Source organism: Glaciecola sp. XM2, from assembly GCF_018595715.1.
Classification (GTDB): domain Bacteria; phylum Pseudomonadota; class Gammaproteobacteria; order Enterobacterales; family Alteromonadaceae; genus Glaciecola.
Genome location: NZ_JAHEOJ010000013.1, coordinates 35,917 through 51,145, shown reverse-complemented (window position 1 = coordinate 51,145; position 15,229 = coordinate 35,917). Strand labels below are relative to the sequence as shown.

20 protein-coding genes are annotated in these 15,229 nt (G+C 41.6%); 6 read left to right on the top strand and 14 right to left on the bottom strand.

Translation table 11 applies throughout. The annotated features are described in order from the left end of the window. Nucleotides 1-229 precede the first annotated feature (229 nt). A complete protein-coding gene (locus KJ365_RS00320) occupies nucleotides 230-868 on the top strand; it encodes a YiaD family glycine zipper/OmpA-like lipoprotein (RefSeq protein WP_214449629.1) in 639 nt (212 codons plus the stop codon). Between the two features lie 65 nt (nucleotides 869-933). Here KJ365_RS00320 and KJ365_RS00315 read toward each other — a convergent pair whose 3' ends face one another. After that, nucleotides 934-1,155, bottom strand: a complete 222-nt coding sequence (locus tag KJ365_RS00315; RefSeq protein ID WP_214449628.1) for a hypothetical protein — start codon at nucleotides 1,153-1,155, stop codon at nucleotides 934-936. Between the two features lie 334 nt (nucleotides 1,156-1,489). Here KJ365_RS00315 and KJ365_RS00310 point away from each other — a divergent pair, with 334 nt between their 5' ends. Then, nucleotides 1,490-2,482, top strand: coding sequence for a permease (locus tag KJ365_RS00310; protein WP_214449627.1), 993 nt, complete (start codon nucleotides 1,490-1,492; stop codon nucleotides 2,480-2,482). A gap of 19 nt (nucleotides 2,483-2,501) precedes the next feature. After that, nucleotides 2,502-2,741: a thioredoxin family protein gene (locus KJ365_RS00305; protein ID WP_214449626.1), complete on the top strand. Its 240-nt coding sequence runs from the start codon at nucleotides 2,502-2,504 to the stop codon at nucleotides 2,739-2,741. A gap of 157 nt (nucleotides 2,742-2,898) precedes the next feature. Here the strand turns inward: KJ365_RS00305 and KJ365_RS00300 are convergent, their stop codons facing one another. The 11 genes from KJ365_RS00300 to KJ365_RS00250 form a co-directional block, all read right to left on the bottom strand. Then, nucleotides 2,899-4,005, bottom strand: coding sequence for a DUF2891 domain-containing protein (locus KJ365_RS00300; RefSeq protein ID WP_214449625.1), 1,107 nt, complete (start codon nucleotides 4,003-4,005; stop codon nucleotides 2,899-2,901). A gap of 266 nt (nucleotides 4,006-4,271) precedes the next feature. Continuing rightward, complete coding sequence (locus KJ365_RS00295) at nucleotides 4,272-4,964, bottom strand: hypothetical protein (protein ID WP_214449624.1); 693 nt, start codon at nucleotides 4,962-4,964, stop codon at nucleotides 4,272-4,274. Then, nucleotides 4,957-5,733: a hypothetical protein gene (locus KJ365_RS00290; protein ID WP_214449623.1), complete on the bottom strand. Its 777-nt coding sequence runs from the start codon at nucleotides 5,731-5,733 to the stop codon at nucleotides 4,957-4,959. The genes KJ365_RS00295 and KJ365_RS00290 overlap by 8 nt, the downstream gene beginning before the upstream one ends. Then, nucleotides 5,730-6,083, bottom strand: coding sequence for a cupredoxin domain-containing protein (locus tag KJ365_RS00285; RefSeq protein ID WP_214449622.1), 354 nt, complete (start codon nucleotides 6,081-6,083; stop codon nucleotides 5,730-5,732). The genes KJ365_RS00290 and KJ365_RS00285 overlap by 4 nt, the downstream gene beginning before the upstream one ends. 1 nt (nucleotide 6,084) lies before the next feature. Then, on the bottom strand, nucleotides 6,085-7,416 hold the full coding sequence (locus tag KJ365_RS16980) for a sensor histidine kinase (protein WP_214449621.1): 1,332 nt from the start codon (nucleotides 7,414-7,416) through the stop codon (nucleotides 6,085-6,087). A gap of 33 nt (nucleotides 7,417-7,449) precedes the next feature. After that, the gene (locus tag KJ365_RS00275; protein ID WP_214449620.1) at nucleotides 7,450-8,118 is read right to left on the bottom strand and encodes a response regulator; all 669 of its coding nucleotides are present in this window, start codon (nucleotides 8,116-8,118) and stop codon (nucleotides 7,450-7,452) included. Next, nucleotides 8,118-8,786: a tetratricopeptide repeat protein gene (locus KJ365_RS00270; protein WP_214449619.1), complete on the bottom strand. Its 669-nt coding sequence runs from the start codon at nucleotides 8,784-8,786 to the stop codon at nucleotides 8,118-8,120. The genes KJ365_RS00275 and KJ365_RS00270 overlap by 1 nt, the downstream gene beginning before the upstream one ends. A 27-nt stretch (nucleotides 8,787-8,813) precedes the next feature. Next, nucleotides 8,814-9,614, bottom strand: a complete 801-nt coding sequence (locus tag KJ365_RS00265; RefSeq protein WP_214449618.1) for an SDR family oxidoreductase — start codon at nucleotides 9,612-9,614, stop codon at nucleotides 8,814-8,816. Between the two features lie 10 nt (nucleotides 9,615-9,624). Beyond that, the gene (locus tag KJ365_RS00260) at nucleotides 9,625-10,296 is read right to left on the bottom strand and encodes an iron-containing redox enzyme family protein (RefSeq protein WP_214449617.1); all 672 of its coding nucleotides are present in this window, start codon (nucleotides 10,294-10,296) and stop codon (nucleotides 9,625-9,627) included. A 3-nt stretch (nucleotides 10,297-10,299) separates the two neighbouring features. After that, nucleotides 10,300-11,754 (bottom strand): AMP-binding protein, encoded by a 1,455-nt coding sequence (locus tag KJ365_RS00255; RefSeq protein ID WP_214449616.1) that lies wholly within the window; start codon nucleotides 11,752-11,754, stop codon nucleotides 10,300-10,302. After that, a complete protein-coding gene (locus KJ365_RS00250) occupies nucleotides 11,751-12,464 on the bottom strand; it encodes a thermostable hemolysin (protein ID WP_214449615.1) in 714 nt (237 codons plus the stop codon). Before KJ365_RS00250 ends, KJ365_RS00255 begins: the two co-directional genes overlap by 4 nt. A gap of 214 nt (nucleotides 12,465-12,678) precedes the next feature. On the opposite strand from KJ365_RS00250, the gene KJ365_RS00245 reads away from it, so the two are divergent. Further along, the gene (locus KJ365_RS00245; protein WP_214449614.1) at nucleotides 12,679-12,984 is read left to right on the top strand and encodes an ADP-ribosylglycohydrolase family protein; all 306 of its coding nucleotides are present in this window, start codon (nucleotides 12,679-12,681) and stop codon (nucleotides 12,982-12,984) included. Nucleotides 12,985-13,001: 17 nt separating this feature from the next. On the opposite strand, the gene KJ365_RS00240 is transcribed toward KJ365_RS00245, so the two are convergent. Then, entirely contained in the window at nucleotides 13,002-13,157 is a 156-nt protein-coding gene (locus KJ365_RS00240) for a hypothetical protein (protein ID WP_214449613.1), read from the bottom strand. 41 nt (nucleotides 13,158-13,198) lie between these two features. Continuing rightward, entirely contained in the window at nucleotides 13,199-14,128 is a 930-nt protein-coding gene (locus tag KJ365_RS00235) for a hypothetical protein (RefSeq protein ID WP_214449612.1), read from the bottom strand. Between the two features lie 203 nt (nucleotides 14,129-14,331). Here KJ365_RS00235 and KJ365_RS00230 point away from each other — a divergent pair, with 203 nt between their 5' ends. Continuing rightward, a complete protein-coding gene (locus tag KJ365_RS00230; protein WP_214449611.1) occupies nucleotides 14,332-14,820 on the top strand; it encodes a hypothetical protein in 489 nt (162 codons plus the stop codon). 7 nt (nucleotides 14,821-14,827) lie between these two features. Further along, nucleotides 14,828-15,139, top strand: a complete 312-nt coding sequence (locus KJ365_RS00225) for a helix-turn-helix transcriptional regulator (protein WP_214449610.1) — start codon at nucleotides 14,828-14,830, stop codon at nucleotides 15,137-15,139. The last annotated feature ends 90 nt before the right edge of the window (nucleotides 15,140-15,229 follow it).

Genomic DNA, 15,229 nt, shown 5'->3' with positions numbered 1-15,229 from the left:
CTTGTTATCAATAGAGCATATTTGAATTGTTTAAAGGCCCATAGGTTCAAAGCAAAGCGTGGCGCTTAATAAATATCGACGGTATTAATTTGATCGAACGTTTAATTAAACAACTGGCGAACCTTTGCCTGCAAACAAGCTCAAACGATAACGTAAACCTTTAAAATGCGGCTAATCAGCATCTCAAATTTGGTATGATAGACCAACAGATAATTATTAAGGAAGTAACATGTCAATTGCACAAAAATTCAAATTAACAATTGTTGCCCTGAGTGTCATAGGGCTTGCTGGGTGTGCGAATATGACCAACACCCAAAAAGGCGTGGGTATTGGTGCGGTTGTTGGCGCCATTGCCGGCAAAGGCACTGGCGACAATGACAAAAGTAGGTATGTATGGGGCGCTGCGCTCGGTGCACTTGCCGGTGCTGCCATAGGCAACTACATGGACCAACAAGAGGCGGCATTGCGTGAACAGCTTTCTGATACCGGCATTGACATCGTTCGAGAGGGCGACCAACTAAAACTTATTATGCCAGGCAGGCTCACGTTTGATACCGCAAGTGCTTCACTGAAACCCAATTTCTATCCTATTTTGGATGATGTTGCACTGATTTTAGGTGAATACGACAAAACGCGCTTGAGCATTGAAGGCCATACTGATTCGGTTGGAGATGAACTGTATAACCAAACGCTTTCGGTACAGCGCGCCAATAGCGTTGCCCTATATTTGGAGCAAAAAAATATCGATGAAGGAAGGTTGCGTACTCTTGGTATGGGTGAGTCTATGCCAATTGCAAGCAATGCCACAGAGAGTACGCGTGAATTGAACCGTCGCGTAGAACTTAAAATCATCCCGGTGGCAAAATAGGCGTAGTCTGAAAATTAAATGCGGCTTACGTTATTAGATTCTAAACGTGAGCCGCAGACATTTTATTAGGGCGTTGCTGGCAGTTCTTTAAGCAAGGATTCGATGTCTGGTTGTTTATGCTCTTTAGCTAACTTAATTAAATAACTCTTTTGCAATTCGTCGAACAGATCATTCGCAATTAGGGCTTTAAGGCGTTCCTTTTTGCCTTCGATGATTGCGTTTTCTATATCTTGCAGGTTTAAGGTTTTGTTATCGCGGCGCTTACTACTATCGTTGTGGTCGGTCATAGATATTCCTTTGGGTTCATTTTACTTCAACATACTTACCCTTTGATTCATGTTTTACAATTAGTGGTAGCCACATCTTGTGGCGGAAAGCCCTAATATTCCAAGTACCAATTGCTGTCTAATATGAACAGAGTTTCTTACGCTACAAACCTTTGAGTGGAGGCATCATAAAATGCAAAACATTCCGCCAAAAAAGTATCATGCAAAAGTACCTGGTACGTTCGAGAAAACCCATAATCACTGGCGCTGGAAAATGCCCTTGGGAGCGTTATTTTTTGCGCTCATTGCCAATCAAATAAACAATGCTTCAAGCACCCGTTAAAAAGAATTCAACATGTTTGAAATATTCACAGACTTAGCAAGCTGGCTTGTGTATGACTTGCTTGGCTTAACCGCGGATACAAAGCTGGGCGATGCCCTGCATTTTTTCGTTGAAGACGTGACGAAAATCTTCGTGCTGTTGCTGGGTATGATTTACCTTATTGCCTTGTTACGCGCTTCGCTAAATGTGGAAAAAGTCAGAGATTTCTTAGCGGGGAAAAACAAGGGGCTGGGCTATTTCTTGGCGTCTGGTTTTGGTGCAATAACGCCTTTTTGCTCCTGTTCAAGCATACCGGTATTTCTTGGTTTTACTTCTGCTGGGATACCAGTCGGCATTACTATGGCATTTCTGCTTACATCACCCCTTATCAATGAGGTTGCGGTCCTCCTATTGCTTAGCTTACTAGGCTGGAAGTTCACATTGCTCTATATATTAGTTGGCATCAGTGTGGGCATTCTTGGTGGACTCTTTCTAGATACCATTCGCGCTGAGCGTTGGCTGCAGTCTTTTGCAGCTAAAGCCTTAGAAAAAGGGCAAGCCCAACAAGTACAAAGCCTTGATGAGTCAGTCCCAAGCATGAGCTATAAAGAGCGTCATCAATTTGCCAAATCAGAAACGCTAGAAATATTTTCTCGCGTCTGGAAGTGGGTGATTATTGGCGTCGGTTTAGGAGCGGCTCTGCATGGCTTTGTGCCAGATGGCTGGATTGAACAGCACTTGGGCGCAGGGCAGTGGTGGTCGGTGCCAGCCGCAGTGTTGGTCGGTATTCCACTTTATTCCAATGCCACTGGCGTGATACCCGTTATGGAAAGTTTGATTGTGAACGGCTTGCCCATAGGCACTGCGCTGGCGTTTTGTATGAGTACAGTGGCGGCGAGCTTTCCTGAATTTGTGTTGCTTAAGCAAGTCATGCAGTGGCGCTTACTGGCCATTTTGTTTGCGATGCTATTGCTGTCGTTCACCCTTGTTGGGTGGATATTCAATAGCGTATCTTTTTTAATGTAATCTGAATTTGGAGTGAATTATGCTTAAGTTTAAAGTGTTAGGTAGTGGTTGTACAAAATGTAAAAGCACCGCGCAGCTGATTGAAGACAATGCCCAAGCGCTTGGGGTTGACGTTAGTGTCGAGAAGGTGCAAGACCCTGCGCAAATTATGGCCTATTCGGTCATGTCCACACCTGCGGTGGTCATGGATGAAAACGTGGTTTTTAAGGGGGGAGTGCCAAGCAAAGACCAAGTGGTAAGTTGGCTTCAGTCAGCTTGATACGACTGACTGGCGGCTATTTGGCTTAGAGTTTAAAAGCGGTTTTTTTGATAAAACCGCTAACTCATTAATTGTCATCAACCAACGTTGTATTTACCCAAGATTCTTTTATTGCCAAAATGCTATCAAGGGCCAATCATCGGCAAGCCTTTATTTTTTAATTGATGCCGCGCTGAGTTTGCAAATAAGCAGCAAAACTACCAAGCCAATGGCTACCCATGTAGTGCATGTCATTCACAACAGAATTAATGCCGGCCTGTTTATGATCATTGGCCGCAGCTATGATGGCGGCTTTTCGAGGATCGTCTTGCGCCAGTGCCGAAGCGATGCCCTCTAGCATCCATGCTCGACTCAAATTTAACCCGTCTAAATGTGCGAGTTTGCCGTCTGTTTTATCTAATACGGTTGCTACGCTCAACCAACTGCCGTTGCCATTGTGCGGAATACTGGGCAAAAAAGTTGATAGCCAAATTGAAAAATCAGCCTCAGACAAAACGCGACGCATCATATCTGCTTGGGCGATGCAAGGTGATAAAAAGTCTTGTCCAGAAGGCTCATATGCCAGAGGGCAATTTTCGTCTTTTGCATATAAACGTTTAATGGTATTTGTGAGCAAGGTTTGAAATGCTTGGTGGTTGGCAGTTTTGCTCCAATCTAACATTAACCCAAATGCGAACGCAGTTTGACTATGTTCACCTGCGCGAATTGGAAAAGAAAGCTTCGGTAACCAGTCGCTCAAATTTGCAACAATCTTTTCTTCCAATGGCATTAACACATTAAGCCATTCCTTCGCTTTAGGCTCATCCCATTCACGCAACTCCGTGGTCAGCTGTAAAAACCAAGCTAAGCCATAAGGGCGCTCAAAACTGGTACCGGTATTTGGACGATTAAAATACGCTAGCTCAGCATCAATATTGGTTTGAGTAAAACTGATGTTTAAGCTGTCGATAATTGTCTGGTAATCCACTATGTCAGGGTATTCGCTGGCTAAACGAGTCAGTAGCCAATGGCCGTGTACTGATGAATGCCAATCAAAACACCCATAAAAAGCAGGGTAAAGTTGTTTTGGAGATTTAACATCATCCTCACCCGTGAGCATGTGTTTTATAATGTTTGGATATTCTTTGTGAATACATTCTAGGGCTAACTGGGCAAAGCGATTGATAACTTCAGGGTTATTAGAGGGTGGTGACTTGGTCTGCGTAGCGGCTAATAAGTTGGTGCAATATAGGCTGAAAAAGAGGATTAAAGTTACAAGTTTCATAAAGAATAACAACAGTGGCGAGTATACAAGAATGACGCAGAGCATAAACACTCTGCCTGCTCCTTGCAATAGAGCTCTTTCAAAGAGCAAGGCTAGCTAAGGGGTAAGCGTTTATGCAAACATCTGTGACTTTTTGATAGCTACTTATATGGGCTCTCAGACCCATAGCATTTATAGGTGGTAAAAGATTACAACCAAAGGTGACTTGTCAAAAGAAAGCTTAACTTTTCTAAAATTTTTTAAATAAAAAGTGGTTTTCTATATTTTTAGAATTCGTATTCTATGGCAAATCGGAGAGTGTGATTTTTGCCACTATTCGCGACTTCTGTAATAAAGCCGGCCTCCCATTTAATTTGCTTTTGACCTTCGATACGATATACGCCCATAAAACCTGGTCCAATACCTACAAAATCTTCTCCAGAATACAGCTCAATAGAAGGTTGTAGCTCTGGAATGTAGCGGTAGCGATACTGTAACCTAAACTCTGTTTCCCATTCGCTTTCGATGGTTTGTCCCCACTCACGAATCGCAAACAAGTTCATAGTTAAGCTTGTTATACCGATTTCTTTTTCGAAAATCACACCTACCGAAGCCTCATAATTATTGACTGATTTTTGCTTTTCAATCTCAAATACAGCCCCCCAGTCTGCCCAATATTTTCCCTGTTCAGTTATCATCCAGCGGGTTTCAAATTCGTAGGCCGATAGCTGAAAATCGCCTGTTTCATCACGCTCACCGACAAGGTAAACTTCAAATGCGACATTTTCGTAAAAGGAGTGGCCATAGCCAAAGCGCTGCGCCAATACATTGCTCTGGTCTGTTTGACTCGACATAAAACGCCATTCAAATTCACGCTCGTTAACGGTTACATATGGGTGATAAACCTTGTCTACAACCATGCCATCTGCAAGGCTTTGACATGATATTACCAATAAGATGATAGAGCTCCACTTAAGCATGAGCCACCTCACGTGCTGAAAGTTTGATTTTGACAATTGAACGAATAGTGATGGGGATCACAAAAGCAATTACGTAAGTGATTGACATGGCAAGTGTCGGTGAAGATTCATATCCAAATAGGGCGTTTAGTATGTGCCCATATTCTGAACTGTCTTCTACCCATCTGCTTGCATCAAACAATGGTGCCCCAGTCGAGATTATGTCGACTTGAGATAATAGCGATGTAATTTTGCTAGCTTGACCGGCCAAAAAAGCACTCCACAGGAGTGTAAATACCCATTCATAGCGACTTTGTTTTAATTCACTAAGTAAGAAGCGAAATAGTGCGCTAAAACTGCTGCATATACCTAATCCAACAATGCAGCCTAATAGAACATTTTGAAGGCTACCTGTGTGTTGTTCAGTGACGCTAAAAAACACTAAGAATCCTGCTCCTTCAATTGCAATGAAGGTAGTTATGCAGATAAATAGCATTACCTTATTCCGAGCTATTGGAGACGTTTCTCGCAGCGAAATATATACTCCAGAAACATAAAATAAAAACAGCAAGATAACAAAGGTCAACTCTAGGCCTACACCTTCAAACAAGTCACTTATGACTTCGGCCATCGTGAACAGCGCAAACGTTGAGAGTATTCCGCCAAGGGCTATCAAAGACATGAAAGCTAATGTGATTTTTTGTTTTTCGAAAAACACAGATAAATAGCAAAACAAGACAAAAATCGGCAGTAGGTCTTTTAGAAATAAGATAACGCTAGTGATTATCATGGTCTTTCCTCGCTGACGATCACTTGGCCGCGCGCGCTGTTAGGGTGATATTCACCAAAATATTCGTATGTCCCAGGGGGCAACGGTCCAACGTAAATAGTGGCACTTTTACCAGCAAAAATCACTCTCTCTCGATTTAGGTCGAAACTGTCAAACTCTTCTGCGGTGTCGTCTTTATTTTCTATTATGATCTTCACTTTTTCATTCGCTGGGATTGTCAGCGTTGCTGGCATAAACGTGTGATTTTTCAGAACAAGCGCGAATACTTTAGTTTCTTCAGCTATCACGGGCATCAAGCCTGATGCTAACGTTATACTTGCTGCAATCACAATACGGGTGGTCCATTGCATGTTACATCACACCTTCCGATACTTCTTTGATGCGATGGAACAAAATTGAGATTTTTAAACCGCCTAGGGATGATTTGCTCGCTTCAATGTTAGCTGAATGTAAATCACAAATATGTTTTACAATAGACAGGCCAAGACCGGACCCTTTTTCGCGTGTTACTGCATTTTGAACGCGATAAAAACGCTCAAAAATCTTGAGGTAGTCAGCTTCATCTATACCCGCCCCAGAATCTTCCACGGTTAAGGTAGTTGCTAAGCTATCTTGCGCAAGCGTTACCTTTATTTCTGTGCTATGACCACTGTATTTGATTGCGTTTTTTAGAATATTCTCAAATAGGGTTGAGAGCGCAAAATGTTCGCCACTTACCCATGCATCGTCGCCTTCTAATGATATTGTCTGGCCATTTTGTGCGATCATTTCGTAATTTTTGCTTATTACTTCCTGCACAATATCTCGCAGGTTCTCATTTGTTTTTTTCCCGATAAACTGGTCAGGAGTATATTTATATAACGAAATCATTTGTTCAATCACGTGCGCCATACGAGAAACATTGTCGTTTAGCTCGCTTATCAACGCCGGTGTGAGTGATTGTTGCGCGAATTCACTTTGTATATTGTGCGCCGTTAATTTTAAAACACTGATCGGTGTTCTGAGTTCATGCGCGGCATTTGCAGCAAGTTGCTTTTCTCTATCAAAGGCGTTCGCTAAACGCAGGAATAGATTATTCATTCTCCTTATTACAGGCGCTAACTCCTCTGGCGGCTGATGAATTACTATTTCGGTTAAATCGTCAGTGTTTTTATCCTTTATTTCATTGGAGAGCGTAATTAACGTGGATAAGCTTCGATTAATAATATAAATAATAAGAAATGCAATTAACGGTATCGAAATCACAATCGGGGTGATTGTGGCAAATAAAATAGACTCAGCCGCATCAATTCGTTTTTGAATAGGGTGAGCGACCATTATTGTGACATTGCTGCCCTCATTAACGGAGGTCGAGGAATACGTCCGCCATCGTTTTCCATGAAACGAGACTTCATCAAAACCTTGGTTTACGAGTGTCATTTTTGCGTTGGGTGAGGCCATACTGCTGCTAATGAGTTGATTGTTGACAAATATCTGATACGTTATTTCGCTGTCAACCTTCTCAGGAAGTCCATTTGATTGATTAACAAACCCTGACAGAAATGCCGACACCGTAATTAACTCTTCGTCAAATACATCATCTAGTTGCTCGAGGCTATTACGATACCCATGCAACGCGGCAAAAAACGACGCTAACACGACAGTGGAGATAATTAGTATGATCAGTCGCCGTTTTATAGACACTCAATTGTTCTCTTTAAAGCATTAACATAAAGTTTAAGTTTTAAGGGTGGGACGAACTATGTAACCTACGCCTCTTACGGTTTGCACGAAATCTTTCGGGAATTTCTTACGAATATTATGCACATGGACTTCAATTGCATTACTACTAATTTCTTCGCCCCACTCATAGAGTTTAGTTTCTAGCTGAGTTTTTGACTGAATTCTGCCCGCGTTTTCTATCAGCGCTTTCGCTATCATGTATTCTTTACGAGATAGATTGATCTCTTCATTATTATCAAAGATCAAATTTGCTTTGAGATCTAAGCGGATATCCCCAACAAATATCAGTGAAGATTTACCGGTACCAAGGCGACGTTCAATGACGCGCATACGCGCCAAAAGCTCTGCAATATCAAACGGCTTCGCTAAATAATCTTCTGCTCCTAGATCCAAACCCATTACTTTACTGTCGATACCATCGCGAGCGGTAAGAACAAGAACGGGTAAATCAGCTTTGTATTCCTTCGCTTTTTTTAGTACATCTAGGCCATCCATATCAGGGAGGCCCAAATCGAGAATCATTAATTCGACATCGCCCCCCCGAACTGCATTTAAAGCGTAGCTACCCGTTTCAACCCAGTCCACGGCATAATTTTCTCTATGCAGTGATTGTTTTAGGCCCTCAGCGAGCGGGATGTCATCTTCGACCAGTAATATTCTCATCAGCTATTTTTTTTGGTTAACTTTTTGTCTACTTTTGCCATCAAATTTGCTATTTCCGCCCGACGGGATTCATCTGCTAATGATCTATGCGGCCTGTTTGGTGCAGCTAAAGCAAGTGATAAGTACTTTTTGGCACCGACATAGTCTTTTTCATCAAATAGGAATTCGCCATAAAAATAATTCGTGTCGATCCCCGTCGGGTTAATCATTAGGGCTTTTTCTAACAACATCTTAGCATCATCGTCATCACCAAAGCCAATGGGCCAGCCTGGCACTTTATGATAGAGCGTACCAAGACTCGTGTATGCAGAACCATCTAATGCTGTATCATCAATTGCTAGAGCTTGCTCAAAGGCGTTTTTTGCTTCTTTCACTAACCCAAGGGCGCCAAGCCCGCCTTTTGCTCCCGCATAGCTTGATTTTACAATACCAAGCCATATTAGCGCATCTGCACTTTTAGGATTACTCTCAACCAAATTGTTTGCCTGTAAGACTAGGTCTTCAAACCCCTTCGCTTGGGCTTTGTTTTCCATCGTATAATTGACCTTTGCCCATTGTTGCTGCAAGGCGAGTAAATCGCTTGTAGGTTGTGTCGAACTCAAAACGTTGGTAGATATTATCAATGATAGGAGCAATGCGCTCAGTTGTATGTGATTGTTTATTTTCATGATTAATTCTCTTATTTCAATAAGCGTTTAAGCTTTCAAATATTGGTTAATGGTTGCGAGTTTACTTTTAATTGCCTTATCTATAATTGATGGAAAGAGCGCATTAATGCGAACAAATAATTTTTCAGGCCAACCAACGACTCGTTCACGTTGATTACACTGGTAAAACGACATGAATTCTTGGGCAACCACCGTGGGTAAATCTATCGCGTTACCCAGCTGGACATTCAGTTGATCAACACGAGTTGAATTAATGTCAGTTTTTGTCGCTCGTGGTGCAAAGTATTTAAAGGTAAACGAACTGTCAGAATATTCTCGGGCAAGTGATTCAGTAAAACCCCTAAGGCCAGATTTAGTGGCGCAATAGCTACTGAACCCTGGATAGCCAATGTAGCCAAACGCAGAGCCTATATTGATAATATCGATAGGTTTTGTGCTGTTGTTAAAAGACCTTTGTTTCGCTTCGTTTAAAAACCCATGAATTAACAAAATAGGGGCGAGCAAATTGGTTGCAATCATAGCTTCAATCTCTTCATGTGTCTGAATGTCAAAACTTTTAAAATCAGAAACACCGGCGGCATTGACTAACAAGTCTGGACTGCCAATTTTGAAAATCTGTTTTATCGCAGCCGAACGCTGTTCAGTATCAGTGAGATCACCCACAACAATTTCAGTAGAGTCACGCATTTTTTTCTGTAACTGCAATAGCTTTTGTTCATTGCGCCCCTGAATAATGACTCGATGCCCGGCGAGATCAAGTGCAATGGCTATTTCGCTGCCAATGCCACCAGAAGCGCCTGTGACTACACATAGTTTATTAATGCTCATGACAGCGACTCTAGGCAACGGCCAGTTTAGCTTCGCTTGTATCAAGCGACCTGAACATGTTGCCATATAAAATAAAGAATTTTTTGGCACTCAGTACAATAATGTTTTGCTCGTCGATGTCATCGATTTTAGTCATTAAGTCCTCAAAAAACTTCACATGTTCAATATCTAGTGAGCCATGTGAACGCAAATAGCTAAATGCTTTTTTGGGCAAGCCAATGGCCTTTTGAATGTTACTTGCAGCATTGTCCGCCATAGCAATACTGGTTCCTTCGAGGACATGAACCATCCCAAAAAACGCAAGTGGACTGTTTCTATTAATGGAATCATATGCATACGAGACCATAAGCTCCGTTGCAAGGTTTGGCTGGCTGCCGCGCGCTTTTTCTTTATCATAGCCACAAGCTTCAATGTCGTTGAGCACCCACTCTTGATGCCCAAGCTCCTCTTCAATATATTCTGCAACTGCCTCTCTGAGCCATTCCTTATTCTCAGGGAGACGCGCCCCCACCGCCATTAAAAGTGGAACAGTGTGTTTTACGTGATGATAGGCCTGTGTTAAGAAAGCGACGTAGTCAGACGTTTGCACATCTGCGTCAAAACATCTTTTAATGATAGGTGCCGACAATAAGTATTCACGCTCTTGAGTCGTTTCTGTTAATAGTCGTTGATATAAATTCATGCTTTATGCCTCCAAAGCAGTTGATAGTGAATAGACTTGCTCTATTTGATCAGAAAAATAATCTAGAATTGCGGCTCTACGGGGTCTCATATTTTGAGTGTATAGCCCATCTTCAAAGCGCATTGGCGCAGCCAATACAATCGGATTGAATATTTGCGCATAGTCTGGCAAGGCTTGGTTTATGTCAGTGAGTCGTTTTTCGATTTGTGCAGCATTTACACGTTCGTTGACAGGAACAAGCAAGGCTGTGCAGAAGGGGCGAGCGTCCCCTAGTACAACGGTCTGTGCGAATAAGCCTGTAGCCATTAATTCAGATTCGACCCACTCAGGCGAAATATTTCGGCCATATGAATTAATAATGGTATTTTTTATTCTGCCGGTTAAATAAAGACTGTTGTTTTTAATTGTCGCTATATCCCCAGTTTGAATAGCAGATGGGTTCCAAGAATCTGGTGTATTTAAATATCCTAAAAAACAATTGCTTTGTACTACCAGCTCATTGTCTATTATTGATGCTTGAATGTGAGGAAGCAGCTTTCCGGTGCTTGTAACATCATCTTCTAGTGAGCATAGGCTCACCACTGAGCCGCATTCAGATAAGCCATAACCTTGACAAACAGGCAAGCCGAGCGCTCTGGCCTCGATAATGCTTTTTGGAGAGACTCGACTGCCGCCAACGGCAATAAACCTAAGTGAAGTAGGTGGCACCCAGCCATTTTTTGCTGCAGCGATTAGCACATGCAATAGCTCTGATACGAGTATCAATGAATTGGGGCAATGTTTAGATATGCATGAAAGCAATTGCGCTGGATTAACCAATTTGCTTCCTTCAAAACCCCTTTCGGTATCGCTAGCAAGTATCACGGTGCCATTGGACAGCAGTGGAGCATACACGCCAGCGATATTTTCTAGTAAGGTTGGTAGTGGCAACAAGCAAAGGTGGCGTAGTTGCTCAAGTCCTATCGATTCGACTAATGAGTGAGCAACCGTCAGTTGATTAGAAGCACTCAAGCAAACGCCTTTAGGTTGCCCCGTTGTTCCTGAGGTGAAAGTGATCTTTACCGTGCCTGAAGGTGCAGAACAAAGTATTGACTGAGTTAACTTGGCCCCATGTAGATTTATACTTTCGCAGTATAAATTGAAATCATAGGGGATATCGGTATCGCTCAAAATAAGGTCAGCGTCGATATCTTTTAAGATAGTATGAAGCTGGCTTTGGCTGAAAAATAGCGGCAGTGGAGTGATTACGATACCCAAGCTCTGGCACGCCAAATCTGTCACCACCCAAGCCATGCTGTTTTGTGCTAAAAGCGCCAGACTTCGAACATTATTTTTCACTAGCCATTGTGCAACGCTATCTACTTTCGTTTGTAGTTGTGCATAAGTTAGCGATTCATTAGAGGATTCAAGGGCTATGTGTGAAGGATTATGGTTAAGTAAGTCAATCAACGTAATCATACTGGCGTCGTTCCAATTTTTGTTGCTGCCAAAGCAATGCGTGGCTCAAGCCCGCTAAACATATTCATAAAAAGCTTGCTTGATGAGATCACCGACATCACTTCTAAAAGATTTAGTGATACTACTTTTGGATTTGTCGAATAATATGTCCCCCAATCATTTGTTGAATGAAGGAGTAATGACTCATCAGCTTTACCCAGTAGTGTGTGAGAAATACCGGTTTTAGAAATCAGAGTAAGGACATGTTCTGTTGCTGAAAACACCATATATGTGTATTGATTACAATAAAGTGACACTGCCGTTGTTAAAAATAGAGGAATGGTAAATTTGTTTGCGTTGCTATATAGATTTGAAATTTCGGCTATCTCGGAGCGCATGGCTACTTTATTGTGGAGAGAAAGAACCTGTTCAACTGGAAGGCTAAGGTATTGTTCCAAAAATAACGTTTCTATTGCTGGTCGTATACCCAGTGCTGCTTTGTACTGGCCATTATTGATAGCAAGTAACCAAGGACTGGTGACCTCTATATTGGCATTGTATGCCTTCAAATAACCGCTTTTGATAAAGTGTTGTGCTTCATGACGACCATCGTCATTCAACGCAAAAAGGTCTATATCAAATGCATATTTTTTTGAGTGCTGATGAACGCAACTAGCCGCATACTGTTCAGTGCTCTGACTATCTGAAATATTGCGTAAAATTGTTTGCATTACGGCTTCCTATACTCAATTTTGTAGCAAGTGTAATGCGCGAAACTTAAATTTAGCTTAAGAAGAAAACATTATTGGGACTTTATGCGCAGTTTTTGATCATTATTTATTATTGATGGGGCATGTGCTGAACATGTGAGTGCGTAGCCTTTTCAAAACTGAAGATAAGATGGATATTTTTAGAGGTATTACCTAACACTCATCATGCAGCAGTGTGCTAACAATAGATGAACATCAATTTTTAGAAAAACATTACAATGAACTCACGGGCAGTGGTTATGTAATTGAAAGTTTAGAGTCGGCTTTATCGTGCTTTGTGAATAGCTCGTCATTTGAAGAGAGTATTTGGGTTGCAGCAAATATCGGACACGATACAGATACTACAGCTGCGATTTGTGGGCAAATATCAGGCGCAGTCTATGGTATTGATGCCATTCCCAGCAGATGGGTTAAAAAGCTTGCTATGAAAGATACTATTATAGAGGTTGCGGATGGCTCGTATTCATTCGCTCGACCTTAGAGGTAACGCTTTTGAATTTAATAATCGTCTAGCGGCTTAACGTTATTGCGTCTTGCCTCTTCAGCAAGTCGATGAATCTCTTTGTCTTCTTCCCGTGATTCGATAATTGCTTTGGCTCCCACAGCTGTTATGAGTAATAAAACGGGTATCACAAAAAAAGCAAAGAACATCATATGTAAGTCCGGCATTTGATTATGGTTGGTTACTTATAACACTATAACAAATAACTGCAAACAGTTGGACGCCCTAAATCTCTTATTTCCAAGATAGAGTCAATAGCCGTTTCACTTCCATTTTTATCCGCCTTTTCTAGCCAATAAGTTCCCTTTGCTTTGTTGGAGTTACATGCGTAGTAATTACCGAGCCATTCTTGGGCGCTGACCATTTGCTCGCTCGCAGCACCAATGATTAAATCTAAGCTGCTTTTATCGCCATTGGCCAATTTCACTTTGCCCAGTATGAAGGCGTCACTGTTTGAGAGCGTTTCTTTATATACCGCTTCTTGAATATTGATAGCCGTGCTTAGGTCTTCGTTATTTTCTATATAGTTAACACCAGCATAAACATATACCCCGCTATACATAGCGCTAGCAATTTCTCTTTTCTCATCAAGAGGTAAAATATTTGTATTCTCAATTTTGTGAGCAAGCTCACTCTGCATATGCTCTTTAGAATACGTTTTGTCTTGTTGCCTACTCAGTAAGAGTGACCTATCTAATTTTTCCATCACTTCAAGTTGAGCATTAACAAGCGGCCTAATTTTCATATCTACTTCTATGCTAGAGTTATTGCTAGCACAAAATTCATCAACCAGTTCGGTGAACTCGTCTCCCATCACGTCTTTGGGTTCTAAGTTCGAATCGGCCAATAAATCATTAAATTGGAATGCGAGTTTTTTTCTAGACAAAAAATCAGCTTTTGCCTCTTGTTTAGTCAAATTCGCTTGTATATTACATTTTTCATAAACCGCCTGATTAATACGAATAAAAATGGCGAGTTTGCCAACACTTTCCATAAGTGCCTGAAAGTTGTCTTGGTGGTCGAGCTTAGGCTTGCTAGAAAATGATGGGGCTTGTAATGCTGCTGCGTTAACGCTAGCGCAAGCCCAAACTAAAATAATTAAATATCTAAAGAGTAATCTCATATTAACTCTATTGATTCCCTGTCGCTGTGAGGTATTGTGATATTGAATAAATACAGTTGGTTACCTGCAACTGTCACACAAGTGTCGTATCGTATGACAGGACTGTCGTATTATTATGAAGTTGCTGTGTCGTCTTTATGACGTATATCACCTTATGTGTTTAAGGGTAAGTTTATCTCGTCAACTTAAACGAGGAAACAAAGATGTTAAATACAACAAAAAGTGTCGCAGCAAACAACGCAGATCATTCTACAAACATTCATCTACAGGATAAACCAGATATGAGTCAAGTCAGCATGTTAAAAGGGTATTGGTTTTACTTTAAACATAATAATAACGATATATCTGTGCATGGTTCATCTTGGTCGGGTAAAGAGGTGGTATATTTTAATAATCATCCTGTGTCTATGAAGCGAAATGTTACTAGTTTCAAAACTACCCATGAGTTTGAAGCGGAAGGCGTTAATTATACAGTTAATATTCACTTGGTAAGCGTGCTAAAAGGAGCCGTTGAAACAGAAGTGTTTGCCAATGGTGAAAGCATAGGTAAAGAAACGTTAGCCATTACAAAGAAAGGGGCGAAAAAAGAGCCTTGGTATAAAGTGCTTGCGTTTATTGCCGCATTTTTTGTGGCCGGCGCCGCTTTTGGCTACTTTGTTGTATCCTTTATAGTTTCTCTACTAGGTAGTTAGTTAGATTATGGAACTGCGTGGTGACATAGTAAAAGATATGCGTCTTGCGAATAACTGGACGCAGCAACATTTGGCAGATGTATGCGGGGTAAACATGCGGACCATCCAACGAGTTGAAAATAAAGGCACAGCCTCACTTGAAACCCTGATGGCACTCTGCGTTGCCTTTGATACCAAGCGCGAAACCTTCTTTGAAGTACCCAGCCTAGAACAAACGAGTCAAATACCTGTTTTAGGTAAAAAGAGCCTTGTATTGGTGGTTACTTTTATCAGTGGGGTAGCATTGGGAGGCGCAGCGGTATTGTTGTTTATGCGTTAGTAGTCGAACCGCTATCCTATTGCCTGCTTTTGCAAGGCATATGTTCACAAAGATAGGGCGGTTAATCATGCAAATATTAGCTTTGTCCGA